Source organism: Vibrio sp. TRT 2004 (genome assembly GCF_050113735.1).
In the GTDB taxonomy this organism is placed as follows: Bacteria; Pseudomonadota; Gammaproteobacteria; order Enterobacterales; family Vibrionaceae; genus Vibrio.
Window position 1 is genome coordinate 1 of record NZ_JBNJOH010000014.1, and the last position, 13,806, is coordinate 13,806.

Here is a 13,806-nt window from a genome sequence, read left to right on the forward strand (position 1 = left end):
TCTAAAGATGACATCTAGGGTGCATAAAATACCTAATAATCAGTAAGATAATCAAAGATTAATTTACTGATTATTAGGATCATTACTTATCTGTCGTTTATACGTTACTAGCGTGCCATCGTTTTTAATCGCGGCTAATGCATATTGATTTGAGTAAAACTGATGATAAAAACGGGTAACTAGTGAAAGGAAGGATGATTCATGAAAGTAAGTAGAGCAGCCAAACTGCTCTACAGAAGGAGGAATTGAGGCGAATTAACCACCCGCTAACTTTACGGTGTAGCCTCTTTTTTCGAGGAACACTTTGATTTTTTCGCGAGCGTCGCCTTGAATCTCAATTTTTCCATCCTTAATGGAACCACCGCAGCCACAAACTTTTTTTAGCTCGGCAGCGAGTAGTTTTAACGGAGCATCGTCTAGATCTAGACCTGTTACGATTGAAACCCCTTTTCCTTTGCGACCTTTAGTTTGGCGCTCGATTCGAACGATACCATCGCCCTTTTCTCTTTCGGGCTTTTGAACTTCTGGTGTGATACGACCAACGTCAGTACTATATACAAGAGTCATATTATTTCTTCTGTAGCTGTTCCGCTTTCTGTTTGGCCAGCAAGTATGCCTCTATATGCTTCTGAATAGCAAGTTTTCCGCCTTTGATTAGGCGGCCATTGAAGAAGCAATACCATGAATTGGGTTCACCAGTATCATTCTTGATTGTAAAACCGTGGAAATTTTCTTGGGATGGTTTACCTGATCCTGCCTTTTTATTGGCGAGAGAACTAAACTCTTTTGGATCAATGATTGTTGCAGTGTCGCAAAACCAATCAATACTTTTCTTCACCGCCGCCATGCTTCCTGTCAGCAGATGATTTTTAATTTGAACTTGCCAAATATCTGTAGAGTTTCCAGCAGTTTTGAGGGTAAAGCCTCGATAAGTTGCAGCAGCCATAATCATTATTATCTTCTTATACAGTAAGTTTAATAATAATTGTAAATTGCTCATTTTCAAGTATATTTAGTACAAGTTTATTGGTTATAGTGCGTGATTATGAGGAAAACTGTTCGTGTCATCACAGATGAAGCATTAAAAAAGAACCTAGTTTTAAAGTTCTCTTCATGCGTTAGTTTAGACGATGTTGATGAGTTAACAGGGGGTAACTATGCACGTAACTCACTGTTAGCTATGCGCAAAGACTGGAACTTGTTTGTAGCATTCTGTGAAAATAAGCATGTATGTCCTCTTCCTGCTTCTGCCACTGCGGTCAGGTTATTCCTAGAGAAAGAATCAACGCATCGAAAGCTAGCAACGATAAAACGCTACAGTGTAACAATAAGCCTTATACACCGAATTCTTGCAGACAGTGATCCAACCTCTAGCGTCGCCGTTAGAACGGTACTATCGCAACTTCGTATCAATAAGAAGCAAGATGCTAAATCTACGACACCTTTTACACGCTGGCATCTAGACGAGCTTGCCGAGAAGTTAGCCCACTCTACTCAGCTAAGCCATATTCGGAATCTCGCTATCTATTTTGTGATGTTTGAGTGCATGTTAAAGCGTTCAGAGTTAAAGAAGCTCAATTTCCAAGATTTAGATTGCGCGGAAGAAAATATAGGCGTGGTTTTGGGTCAAAACCGGTATCCGTTATCATCTCAAGCAACGCAGTATATGAATAAGTGGCTGACATACCGAGGCCTTCATCAAGGTGCACTATTCAGCGCGATTGATAAACACGGCAATTTAAACAGCTCATCACTCGATGACTCTTCAATCTATCGCATACTGAGGGCTGCCAGCGATAAGCTGGGATTGGATCTACAGTTTTCGGGGCAGTCGCTTCGGGTGGGCGCTGTGGCAGAAATGGCCGCTCAAGGTGTTAAAGTAAAAGAAATTCAACACTTTGGTCGATGGCAAAGTGCTGCTATGCCCTATCAATATCTTGGCAACAGGACACAAGCAGCTGCTGAACGGTTAGCTTTTAAAAGCTTCAAACCTTGGAATTAAAGTGAACGACGCACACAATCGGCTAAGAAATTAGCGAACTTATGGCCATTGTTTTCAAGCATTTTAGGGAACATCGAAATAGGCGTCATTCCCGGGAAAGTATTAACCTCATTTAAGTAGATATTACCTTCCGGAGTGAGGAAAAAGTCGATACGTGATAAATGTCTTAGTCGCATCTGAGTAAATACTTTTTCTGAGCTAGAGCGAATCATCTCGAGCTGTTGTGAAGTTAAGTTGGATGCTTCAACTTCTGTTTTTGAATGGCTTGAAGCGCTGTACTTCTCTTCGTAGGTGTAGAAAGCATCTTCCGGTGCAATGACTTCGCCTGGTTTAGAAATATAAAGCTTACCTTGATATTCATACGCTGCGACTTCAAGTTCACGAGGCTTAACTGCTTGTTCGACCAACACTTGATCAGAATAACTAAACGCGTCGTTAAGCGCCTGCGGTAACTGTTCGATATTAGTTACCTTGTAACAACCAACCGAAGATCCTTGGCGAGCCGCTTTAACAAATACGCTGCCCCACTTTTCAAATGCTTCCTTACTCGCTTGGAATGCTTGTTCATTATTATCTGATAAAAAGATGTAAGGTGTGTTTGGGATGCCTAGCGCGTCGTACCATAGTTTTGACGTGATTTTATTAAAGCTGTTCGAACTTGCTTCAGGGCCGCAACCTAAATACGGAATGCCAGCCAACTCTAACATAGATTGGATATCGCCAGTCTCTCCAGGGAAGCCGTGGATGCACGGAACAATGAAATCAAGCTTAACCGAATCGTTATCCGTATTAATCGTTCCTGAGTTAGTGTCTAGATACGCAAGTTGACCGCTCTCGGTATACCATCCATCTGTTTTCATCTCGACACGAATAACCTTGAACTCTGGTGTAAGCTCGAGCTGAGATTGAATAAAGTTAGCGGAAACGAGTGACACTTCGTGCTCTGATGAGCCACCGCCACAAAGAAGTAGAATTGTCGTATTAGTCATTTAGTAGATCTTTCCGTGATACAACAGAGGGATTAGTTTAGCCATGATAATAAAAAGTACGCTAACTTACACGGTTTTAGGCCGTAAAAAGCAACAATAACGTTTGAATGACCATTAATTAAGCATGAAAAAAGGGGCTAGATGCCCCTTCTTGATTAATTTAGCTTGTTCAGTGTTGGATATTGCGAGTTCTTGATTTCGTCAATGCTCTTAACAAAAGGCTGAAGCGTACGGAATTCTTCAGGTAGTTCAGCTATTGCCGCTTTAGCATCGGTACGCGTTGCGTAATCACCGTAGAGCACAGTATACCATTTGGTACCGTTGACCACTTTATAGTTTTCCCAAATCGGCTGATTATCGCGAGGAAGTTTACGCGCAAAGTGATCCACTTTTGTTTGGGAACCTACCGCAACGACCTGAATCGTGAAACCATAGCGTGGGTTCATTGCTTGTTGTTTTGATGTCGGCGGGATAATTGCTACGGCTGGCTTAGTTTGTGGTTTAGTTTGAACCACTGGCTTCTCCATAGCCACGACATTGCTCTCAGTAATGTCTGCAGTCGCTCCTTGCTGTGTCACAACAGGCTGTTCAACCTTCGCTGCTTTGTATTCTTCACGATAGCTTTCTGAACTGACGTCAGTAACGTATTTGTTCGACACACATGCAGAAAGCACCATTGATAAGCCAACAATCGCAATTTTTTTCATGAAATTTTCAAATGCCTTAACTAGAAATTACTGTAAATCATGCCGTTAGATACGCTGAGAATCAACCCAACATTCTAATTATATATCAATACTCTGTGACATAAGGCACAAACTGAGCTGGAACCCAAGTGATCTGATTAAAACAACATCAAATCTTCCAAGCAATCACAGCCAAGGTTAGATAGGATATTCTTCATCGCCCGCTTTGGAGCATCCGTAATGAGTCACTTGAATCATCTTTTGAAACCTCGTTCTGTTGCCGTTATCGGCGCGTCAATTAAGCCGATGCGCGCTGGCAATATCGTGATGAAAAATCTATTACATGGTGGATTTGAAGGTGCAATCATGCCTGTCACACCGAAATATTCATCGGTTTGTGGTGTACTCGCCTACCCCACGATAGATGATCTACCAATCGTTCCTGATGTTGCGATTTTATGTACCCATGCGCGCTATAATCACCGGCTTTTTGAGCAAATGGCGCACAAAAAGGTAAAAATGGTCATTGTTCTCTCGGCCGATATGCATTTTGCCAACGACGAGGGTGTGAGTATCCAAGATGCCTGTTTGGAAATAGCAAAACAGAGTGGCATGCGAATCCTAGGCCCTAACAGCCTTGGACTAATCTTACCTTGGGCCAATTTTAATGCTTCCTTTTCGCCCGTAACTGCCAAACAAGGCAAAATCGCTTTTATTTCTCAGTCTGCGGCTATGTGCACAACAATACTCGACTGGGCTAATGACAAAAACATCGGATTTTCAGCGTTCATTTCACTTGGTAATGCGCTTGATATTGATTTTGCAGCCTTACTCGATCATTTGAGTACCGACACGCATACAGAAGCAATCTTGCTTTATGTCGATACCATTAAAGATGCACGGCGTTTTATGTCTGCCGCTCGTGCCGCATCACGCAACCGCAGGATCTTGGTGCTAAAAGGAGGAAAAACGTTAGCCGGACGTATCGCTGCAAGGGCCCATACTGGTGGCGACGATACGCTCGATATTATTTATGACTCAGCGATAAGACGTACTGGTATGCTACGAGTTAATAATTCGCACGAGTTATTCGCAGCGGTTGAAACTCTAACTCACTCTGTACCGCTACGGGGTGAACGTCTGGCCATTATCACTAATGGTGGTGGCCCCGCTATCATGGCGGTCGATACATTACTAGAGCGTGGCGGCCAACTTGCTGAGCTGTCTGAGGAAACCATAGAGAAACTCAGCACGATCTTGCCAGCCAGTTGGAGCCATAACAACCCAATTGATATGGTCGGTGATTCCGATCATACCCGCTACGTTGATACTCTTAATGCGCTGATGGATACCGACTGTGCCGATGCGATCTTAATCATGCACAGTCCGTCCGCTGTCGCCCAATCTGAGCAAACCGCCCTCGCTTTAGTTGAGGCGATTAAATCCCATCCAAGGCATAAACGCTTTAACTTCCTCACTAACTGGTCAGGCGAACTCACCGCAAAACCAGCAAGAGATATTTTTACTCAGGCGGGCATTCCTACATACCGCACTCCTGAAAGCGCGGTGGTTGCATTCATGCACCTTGTGGAATATAGGCGCAACCAAAAGCAGTTGATGGAAACTCCCACAACTGCCGAGCCAGTGCACGTGACCGAGATAAATGAAGCGAAAAAGTGGATTGAAGAAAAGCTACTGGACAAAAACACAGTATCTCTAGATACACACCAAATTGGGCCATTTTTACGCCACTTTAATTTTAACGTCCTGCCAACTTGGATAGCGTCAGATTCAAGCGAAGCCGTCCATGTCGCCGAGCAAATTGGTTACCCAGTTGCGGTCAAGCTTCGTTCTCCTGATATTGCACATAAGTCTGACGTTCAGGGGGTAATGCTCAATTTGCGTAACAGTGCCGAGGTAGCCAGTGCGGCTGAAGCCATACTCGATCGGACGAAGCTCTCGTACCCTTCAGCTAATATCCATGGTCTGTTAGTACAGGGGATGGCTAAACTGGCCGGCGGAGAAGAGATTCGAATTAAAGTCAAAACAGACGAAACCTTTGGTCCGGTCATTTTAATTGGTCAAGGCGGTTCTGAGTGGGATGAGTCGATAGACGCAGCCAGTGCCCTTCCTCCGCTCAACATGGCACTCGCTCGCTATTTGATCATCCGAGCGATCAAAAATGGCAAGATTCGACCTCAGAAACTTCCTGAGCCAATGGATATTCATGGATTGTCGGAGTTATTGGTAAGAATCTCTCAAATGGTGGTCGATTGCCCGCAAGTTCATGAGCTGGATATACATCCAGTACTGGCAAACGGCTCCAATTTTACCATCTTAGATGCAGACCTGATACTAGAGCGCTATGAAGGTGATGCTCAAGAGAGACTCGCTATCCGTCCTTATCCTGTCGAGTCGGAAGAACTCATCACCCTTAAAGATGGCGAAGAAGTATTACTACGACCAATACTTCCTGAAGATGAGCCCTATCATGCCGATTTTATTCACAACGTCTCTAAAGAAGATCTCTACAAGCGATTTTTCAGTGACGTCGGAGAGTTTAATCACGAGGCATTAGCAAACTTAACTCAAATCGATTACGACAGAGAGATGGCATTTGTAGCAGTCAGTCAGTCTCGTGAAGGTTGCCCTATTATCGGTGTTTCTCGAGCACTGATTAACCCAGAAAATACAGATGCTGAGTTCGCTATTTTGATTCGCTCAGATCTTAAAGGAAATGGTTTGGGCAAAGTACTGATGACCAAAGTGATAGAGTACTGCCGTAGTAAAGGCACCAAGCAGATGTCTGGGATGACAATGCCAACCAACCGCGGCATGCTAATGCTGGCACAAAAACTCGGCTTTAAACTCGATGTTCAGTTTGAGGACGGCATCGCCGACATGGTGTTACCACTCAATGATTAATATCAAGGGAGCGATTCTGCTCCCTTTGTTTTACATCTTTGCGTTTGCTTTCCAGTGTTTCATTAAGTATTGAATACACCAAGATTTTGCTTCGCCTATCTTATTGCGTTTCCATGCGAGGATAATCTCAATCGGCTGTGATTCAACATCGGTAATTGCCTTGAGTTCACCGCGTTCTATCATCGCTGTCGCAAGGGCTTTAGGTAAAGTACCTATGCCTAAGCCGGCTTTGAGCGCGTCAACCTTGGCGGCGAAATTGGTCACCGTCAAACGGGGCTGTCTCTGGATAATATTCACACTGATCGCCGGTTGTTCTCGAGCCGTATCAGCGATGGCGATGACGCGATATTTTTCACGCGCTTTGTCATCAAAATGGCCACTACGCTTGTGGACGTAATGATCCGTCGCAGCAACCCAAACCATTTCCATACTCCCAATCACTTCTGCTTTAACATCCTGAGGCAAGGTATCCATCTTTGGGCAAACGAGCAGATCGGCACGACCTGTATTGAGAGCCTCCCAACAGCCCGCAAGGATCTCCTCTTGCAACTTGATACGAGTGGAGCTTACGTTGCCAAGGTCGTTGACCATTTGGAAAAAGTTATTAACCGGAATAATGCCATCATAGGCGAGAGTGATATCGAGCTCCCACCCGTTTGCAAGCACGCTAGCATCATTGACAAGTTTTTCTGTCGCCGCAAGTATCGTACGGCCGCGTTCAAGGATCAGTTTACCTGCTTCGGTGAAGTTCGCTTTATGACCAGAACGGTCAAAGATCATAATGTCGAGATCTTGTTCCAACTTTTGGATCTGGTAGCTCAGCGATGACGGGGCGCGGTCTAGCTCGTTGGCGGCAGCTGCAAAACTGCCTCGTCGTTCGATAGCATCTAGTATATGCAATGCTTCAAGTGTGATTGGACTTTGCATGTTGTTGTGAGTCGCCTTTAAACTTGTTACCGACAAAGATTGTCTGATACGTTAGCACGTTATGGCTCTAGTATGCGCATTTAGATTAAAAAAGCCACCTCAAGAGGTGGCTGGTATGTCATTCGTTTCACTAGAAATTGTATTGACCGGAAATTCGCAATGAACGACCTGGTTGATACACTTGTGTCCAAGCTTGTCGGTAGTTTTCATCTGTTGCGTTAATCACAGCGAAATCAACCTTTAGTCCCGTAAGTCGCTCACTTGGCTCCCAAGACGCATAGAGGTCAACTAAGGTGTAATCTTGGTAAGGCCCTGTCGTATCATCGTTAGGTAGGCGCTCTTGATCGGCGACCAAGGTGACTTTCGTGCCAAGTTTGGTGTCATAGTCCCACAGTCCGTATTCAGCACTCGCAACCCATTTATCTGCTGGCATCGAAGATAGCCACTCTTGAGTATCGCTGTCTTTACCACGAGTCTGTCCATAAGAAAGTCCCAATTCAAGATTTGATACGGCATAGCTGGCCATTAACTCAAAGCCTTCAATACGAGCATTTTCGATGTTTTTCTGCGTACTTGTGCCACCACACGAAGTGCCTGACGCCATGATACATGAGATCATGCTCGCACGGTCAGGTACCGTTACATCAAGATTGATCAAATCTTCCACTTTGTTTCTAAATGCTGCCGCAGTAAATGACAGTTTGTCCTCGACAAAAACATTTTCAAAGTCGAACTGACCTTTAAGTTCAATGTTATGAGATTTTTCAGGATTTAGCTCAGGGTTAGGTACGAAGTCATTGGATGCTGGCCCCATAGAGAAGTGGGTACCAGACATAAACAGTTCTGATGTATTCGCCGCTCGGAATGCTTCATCGTAACGTAACGACCATAGCATCCACTTCTGAGCTTGCCATGCCAATCCTACTGAAGATGATAAAGAATCTTTGGTATTGTTGTCATAGCCCTTAGCTTCAGATTCAAAGCGGTCGTATCTCATACCCGCATCTAGCATAAGCGTAGGTAAAATATCGTAGTTAATATAGGCAAACGCACCGAGATTCGTTGTCTCAGCGTCCTGAGGAAGATCTGGTCGACCTGACACAGACGCAGCACGAGTTGCATCAAGCTGATCACGATAGGCGTCCAGACCAGTAAGGACTTTCCACTTCCCTAGCTCAGACTGGTTATTTAGGTTCAACCCTATTGTGTTAATCTCTGAAATATCATCAGACGTGTAGCTCGGGTCACGCTCAGAGATCTTGGAACTGTTTTTATACAAAGACGATTCTAAGTTGATAAGTTCCGAGTCTGGGTTATAGGCGTATTTTAGTGCGATAGATGAATCTTTCACTTTTCGCGATATCAGCTTATCGGGATCATTAATCTGACCACTAGAATCGCCCACGACTGGTGGACGCCCATCGAGATCAGCGTATCTGAGGCTTACTCCCAATTTATGGGCTTGGTTTACTTGCCAGTTTAATTTCGCAAGACCAGTTAGACTTTCTGACTTGGTTCCATAAAGGGTGTCGCCGTTACCTTGCTGCATATCGCCAGAATCACTGTAACTGCCGGCCAGAATCCAGTCTACTTCATCTTGCTTCGCTGCAATTGCAGCAGAATTTGTCCATACATCGCCATTGTCTTGGTAACCGAGTTTTACTCGTCCACCAAGCCCCTGATCTTCAATCAAATCATCAGCAGTCAGCGTATTTTGAATGACAACACCGCCAATCGCGCCTGAACCATATAGTGAGCTTGTCGGCCCCTTGACCACTTCTAAACTACCCAGTAGAGCAGGATCTAAAAAGTAGCTTGGACGATGTTCATATTGAATATTTTGTCGCGTTCCATCAATGACTTGTAGAACTTTATTACCACTTAAGCCGCGGATGTTGATGGACTGGTTCCCAGCCACATTCGCGCCAACGGCAGTTAAGTTAGGTTCATACTTAATGGTTTCTGCAACAGAATTGGGTTGCATTTCTTCAAGCTGTTGACCATCTATACGACTCAAAGAACGACTTTTATCTTGATTTGTTTTATCAGCTAAAGAAGCTGTGACAACGAATTCATCAAATGTGGTGGTGTCCTGAGCATGGACATTAGTTGCGCTGAGAGCAAGCACCACTGCTGATGCTATAAGGCTGAAGTTGGCTTTCATTATCCGTAATTTCTCATGTTAAGTTATAGTTCTCGCGCTCATTATACAAATACAAATGATAATTACTACCACTTTCATTAAGTAATTTTACTACCTAGTACGAGAAAGCTATGCGGATAACAAAATGGTTGATAGCGAAGCCAGAAACTAAAAAAGCCCCTATTAAGGAGCTTTTTGGAGTTTATTCAAAAAAGGAAAAGAAAATTGGTATGAATAAACCGATTATTTTGCGCTTGCCATCTCTTTCTTAACCATTACAGCTGCTGCAACGATGAAAGCGATGATGAGACCTAGCTCCATTGTAAACCCTTAATGTAAAGTTGGAAAAACCGAAACTGCGGCTATTCTAACACCTTTACAAAACAATGATACCTATTAACGAGATTTTTACGTTTTTTATCGACTCAGATCAAAATCCGCACTCTCAAGCGTGTTTTAAACAATTATCGCTATTCATGATTGGAGAAAATGTCACAAAAGAATATTCTGAATATCGGTTACTTCATAGTGACTTTTCCGCCAATAATCTTGAATGCTGGCGTGCCTCGAACTAATGTATCCCTCGCGAATTCGATACCACAACTCGGACAAAAACATGGGTTATCCGTGTGATCTTCAACTATTCGCTCTTTAAAACATTTAACTAAAGCCCCCTTGCCTCCTTTTCGGTATTTAAACAGGTGACACTTACATTTCGTACACAATACGTCTATGGTCTTAGAGGGCTGTTTTTTATTGGGTTTGGCCAAAATAACTACTCTTCTTTTTGTTCAAAAGTGAGATCCAAGGCTGGTTTTACCCATACTTTACTAAAGTCGAACCAGCCTAAAGCGTTACATTTAGCGTTTTGTAACGCCCCACACTGGTCTTTGCTAACTCCTAGCCAACAATGAAACATTGGGATAAGTTGCATCTTTTCAGCCAGAGATTTCCCGAGCTCTTTCGCTGGAAAACTAGCATTTTCTGTTGCTTGCCACTGTTTTACTACTTTTGTCCAATATTCGAAATCTTTACTCATGCTTAAGGCTTCGATATCACTGTAATTGAGCAACCAACCTGCTAGCGCGTCATCTCGATTGGTTGCAATTCCCATCGGTTTTATCCAAATATCCACTTCCGCGGTATCGTCAACTGTCAACTCATACTTAATCAGATTCACGCTCAATCCATCGTGCTTGAGTATCGCTTCAATACACTTCACTAACGTTGGAAACATTGGGTGTTGAGCGTGGTAAGCAATCGTAACAGTTCGGTAAGATGGTGGAGAGGTGTAACCCTGTTTTGTATGATGGTACCAGCCTGGCTTTAGCCCATGCGCAGGCAGAACACCTAGCTCAACGATTTTTTCCTGTGGTAGCTGCTGGAACAAGTTGAGTGTACTTAATCGATGGCTAAAATAACTCGCCCATTCATCACTCACCGCCAGCCCATTTTTACGATTGAGCAATAGCAGTGTGCATCCAGGATCAAGTTCTACTTCATCTCCATAGTTTGCAACGTCCGGCTTAATCGGCTTTGCTAGGCTTGGAAACACCATCGATGAATGCGCTTCGTCAATTACCCACACTTCCACTCTGTCAAGTAAAGGTCTAAAGCCGAAATAGCCATCAAATGCTTGCAATACCAATCGTTTATTATCATTTTGTACCACTTTATAAGGACCAGTTCCGATCGGAAACAGATCGAAATTGTCAGCCCTGCTCTCACTTGGTAGCATGATTTTTGCGCAGGACTCGGAGAGCAGTAGCGGCAGATGGAAATCGTTTTGTGTTAGGTGAATATCGATTATTTGCTGTGCTGGAGATTCTACTCGTGAAAAATGGGAATAAAGATTTTTACTTTTTAGAGACGAAAGGCAATCAACAATGTTTTGCATGGTGAGTAGATCACCATTGTGAAAACGTACACTCGGTCGGATATAGAAACGCCAATGGGTTGGAGTGAGCATTTCCCATGTATGGGCAAGGTCGGGTTTTAGCTGCTCAGATTCATCGATCTGAGTCAAACCACTGAAGATTTGCTGAGTAATATGAAGTTCAGAACGTCGCATCGGTACGCTTGGGTTAAGCGTCGTCAATGGGCGGTAATAAGGGAGACGAACAACCTGTTGACCCTCTTGATGGACGATGCCGAGATAACTCTCCACCACTTGGGCCAGTTTAGCACTATCATGGTCTAGTACTTTTAGTGCTTGACCAATTTTCCCCTCTTCCAAGTATCGTCGAGCAAGATTCTCACTAACATCGGCTCGGCTGCGCTTGAATATCAGTTGCGAAAGTTTTCCTCTTCCAGGAGCTGGATGCCACTCTAACCAGCCTTCTTCTTCCATTTTGTTGAGAACGATACGGGCATTGCGTCGGGTGCAGAATAAGATCTCTGTGATTTCTTCGAGCTGTACACCACAGTCTTGACCTTTGTAATGTTCAAACAGGGTTTCAAATTGGACTCTTAGTCTTGGGCTGCTCATAAAGAGGAAAACTCGTTATTATTAATCTAACAACGAGTTTCCCCATTTAGTAGCAATGGATCAAGCGATAAATCAATTATTGTATCTCACAGCCTATTTGCTGAGACAACTCGATTAATTGTTGTTCACTATCCAATTTAACCGACCACTTGGTCTCACTACCATTGGCTGAAATTACATTCGCACCTCTACCAATTAAAGTCACAGCATCGTTCTGTGCTTGCAAGCTCACCATGTGTACCCCGTCGAGCCTAATGACCACTTCAAATGCCGTAGCGATGATCTTACCGCCACTAAACGGGATCATCATTTGCTGGCACCTTCAGTGTCAACCGATGTCTTACGCTTTGATTTTACGGCGATCGTCAGTCGGCTAGTACAGACCAGTCTTTCTCGTTCGTCGGTAATGTTAATCTGCCATACTTGAGTAGAAACGCCCAAATGAATGGGTTTCGCCGTTCCAATCACGTGCCCGCTTCGCATTGAACGTACATGGTTAGCATTGATATCTAAACCAACACAATAGCTTCCTTTTGGTACACAGAAATTTGCAGCAACGGACCCGAGCGTTTCCGCAAGAACAACCGATGCTCCTCCATGCAGCATGCCTAAAGGTTGATGAGTAAAGGAGCATACCGGCATAGTCGCACAAATAAAATCATCACCAAAATCGGTATAAACGATATTGAGGTGCTCTATCAAAGTATTTTTTGATGTGTGGTTAAGAAGCTCTAAATTGATCGGCTGTTTCCAAATACTCATGATTAAATCTACTTTTAACTATGGTTAACAAGGATTGTACCCTAATGTTATGATTTACCAATTGTAATATTGCGTTTGAAATGGAGAATTCGATGAGAACGTGGTTAAAAATTTCAACGATTGCTGCGGCATTGACCGCGATTGCCTGTACTTCATCTCCTACAGGACGCAATCAGCTATTGCTGTTTTCCGATCAGGATATGAGCTCCTTAGGCGCGCAATCATTTGAACAAATGAAACAACAGCAAACGGTGAGTAAAGATTCTAAGACCAACGCCTACGTCCAGTGTGTAACCAAGGCAATCACTCAGCATGTCCCAAAGCAACCGGGGTTTACTGATTGGGAAGTGGTGGTCTTTGATAGTGACCAAGTCAATGCCTTTGCTCTACCTGGGGGGAAAATAGGCGTTTACACTGGGTTACTAAATGTCGCAGTTAATCAGGACCAGTTGGCAACGGTTATCGGTCATGAGATTGCTCATGTATTGGCGGATCATAGCAATGAACGTCTATCTCAGTCCCAAATCGCCAATGCCGGCTTACAGATTACAAGCATCGCTCTTGGTTCGTCAGATTACGCACAATATCGACAAGCAACAATGGCCGCGCTCGGACTAGGCGTTCAGTACGGGGTTTTGATGCCTTATGGTCGTACCCAAGAGTCCGAAGCAGATTTGGTTGGTTTAGAGTTGATGGCTAAATCTGGGTTTGATCCGAACCAGAGCATCGAACTATGGAAAAATATGGCCAAAGCATCAGGCGGGAGTCAACCACCAGAGCTTCTTTCTACTCACCCTTCCCACAGTACACGTATTCAAGATTTGACGGCCAAGATCAACAGCTTGCCTAACTATTCCGTTGCTCGCGTCAACTGCTCATAACAA

The 13,806-nt window shown here is 43.9% G+C and carries 13 protein-coding genes; 3 read left to right on the forward strand and 10 right to left on the reverse strand.

Going from position 1 to position 13,806, the window contains the following annotated elements; all coding sequences use genetic code 11:
• Positions 1-255: 255 nt before the first annotated feature.
• Both yciH and ACQEXR_RS07910 read right to left on the reverse strand, forming a co-directional pair.
• Positions 256-567 carry a stress response translation initiation inhibitor YciH gene (yciH, locus tag ACQEXR_RS07905; RefSeq protein ID WP_138971493.1) on the reverse strand — a complete coding sequence of 104 codons (312 nt, stop codon included), beginning with the start codon at positions 565-567 and terminating at the stop codon, positions 256-258.
• A 1-nt stretch (position 568) separates the two neighbouring features.
• Complete coding sequence (locus ACQEXR_RS07910; protein WP_426951389.1) at positions 569-946, reverse strand: DUF3319 domain-containing protein; 378 nt, start codon at positions 944-946, stop codon at positions 569-571.
• Between the two features lie 99 nt (positions 947-1,045).
• Here ACQEXR_RS07910 and ACQEXR_RS07915 point away from each other — a divergent pair, with 99 nt between their 5' ends.
• Positions 1,046-2,002 carry a tyrosine-type recombinase/integrase gene (locus ACQEXR_RS07915; RefSeq protein ID WP_427020081.1) on the forward strand — a complete coding sequence of 319 codons (957 nt, stop codon included), beginning with the start codon at positions 1,046-1,048 and terminating at the stop codon, positions 2,000-2,002.
• On the opposite strand, the gene ACQEXR_RS07920 is transcribed toward ACQEXR_RS07915, so the two are convergent.
• Positions 1,999-2,991, reverse strand: a complete 993-nt coding sequence (locus tag ACQEXR_RS07920; RefSeq protein WP_331416612.1) for a D-alanine--D-alanine ligase — start codon at positions 2,989-2,991, stop codon at positions 1,999-2,001. The genes ACQEXR_RS07915 and ACQEXR_RS07920 overlap by 4 nt on opposite strands.
• 155 nt (positions 2,992-3,146) lie before the next feature.
• Positions 3,147-3,698: an SPOR domain-containing protein gene (locus ACQEXR_RS07925; RefSeq protein ID WP_138971490.1), complete on the reverse strand. Its 552-nt coding sequence runs from the start codon at positions 3,696-3,698 to the stop codon at positions 3,147-3,149.
• A 219-nt stretch (positions 3,699-3,917) separates the two neighbouring features.
• On the opposite strand from ACQEXR_RS07925, the gene ACQEXR_RS07930 reads away from it, so the two are divergent.
• Positions 3,918-6,602, forward strand: coding sequence for a bifunctional acetate--CoA ligase family protein/GNAT family N-acetyltransferase (locus ACQEXR_RS07930; protein WP_427020082.1), 2,685 nt, complete (start codon positions 3,918-3,920; stop codon positions 6,600-6,602).
• A 30-nt stretch (positions 6,603-6,632) separates the two neighbouring features.
• Here ACQEXR_RS07930 and ACQEXR_RS07935 read toward each other — a convergent pair whose 3' ends face one another.
• The 6 genes from ACQEXR_RS07935 to ACQEXR_RS07960 all read right to left on the reverse strand — a co-directional run bounded on the left by ACQEXR_RS07935 (position 6,633) and on the right by ACQEXR_RS07960 (position 12,922).
• A complete protein-coding gene (locus tag ACQEXR_RS07935; RefSeq protein ID WP_331416611.1) occupies positions 6,633-7,529 on the reverse strand; it encodes a LysR family transcriptional regulator in 897 nt (298 codons plus the stop codon).
• Positions 7,530-7,659: 130 nt separating this feature from the next.
• Complete coding sequence (locus ACQEXR_RS07940) at positions 7,660-9,693, reverse strand: TonB-dependent hemoglobin/transferrin/lactoferrin family receptor (protein WP_427020083.1); 2,034 nt, start codon at positions 9,691-9,693, stop codon at positions 7,660-7,662.
• Between the two features lie 497 nt (positions 9,694-10,190).
• Positions 10,191-10,442, reverse strand: a complete 252-nt coding sequence (locus tag ACQEXR_RS07945) for a hypothetical protein (RefSeq protein WP_331416609.1) — start codon at positions 10,440-10,442, stop codon at positions 10,191-10,193.
• A gap of 5 nt (positions 10,443-10,447) precedes the next feature.
• On the reverse strand, positions 10,448-12,160 hold the full coding sequence (locus tag ACQEXR_RS07950; protein WP_138971485.1) for an SgrR family transcriptional regulator: 1,713 nt from the start codon (positions 12,158-12,160) through the stop codon (positions 10,448-10,450).
• A gap of 76 nt (positions 12,161-12,236) precedes the next feature.
• On the reverse strand, positions 12,237-12,470 hold the full coding sequence (locus ACQEXR_RS07955; protein ID WP_138971484.1) for a DUF3389 domain-containing protein: 234 nt from the start codon (positions 12,468-12,470) through the stop codon (positions 12,237-12,239).
• The gene (locus tag ACQEXR_RS07960) at positions 12,467-12,922 is read right to left on the reverse strand and encodes a hotdog fold thioesterase (RefSeq protein WP_138971483.1); all 456 of its coding nucleotides are present in this window, start codon (positions 12,920-12,922) and stop codon (positions 12,467-12,469) included. The genes ACQEXR_RS07955 and ACQEXR_RS07960 overlap by 4 nt, the downstream gene beginning before the upstream one ends.
• Positions 12,923-13,014: 92 nt before the next feature.
• On the opposite strand from ACQEXR_RS07960, the gene ACQEXR_RS07965 reads away from it, so the two are divergent.
• Complete coding sequence (locus ACQEXR_RS07965) at positions 13,015-13,803, forward strand: M48 family metallopeptidase (protein WP_331416608.1); 789 nt, start codon at positions 13,015-13,017, stop codon at positions 13,801-13,803.
• The last annotated feature ends 3 nt before the right edge of the window (positions 13,804-13,806 follow it).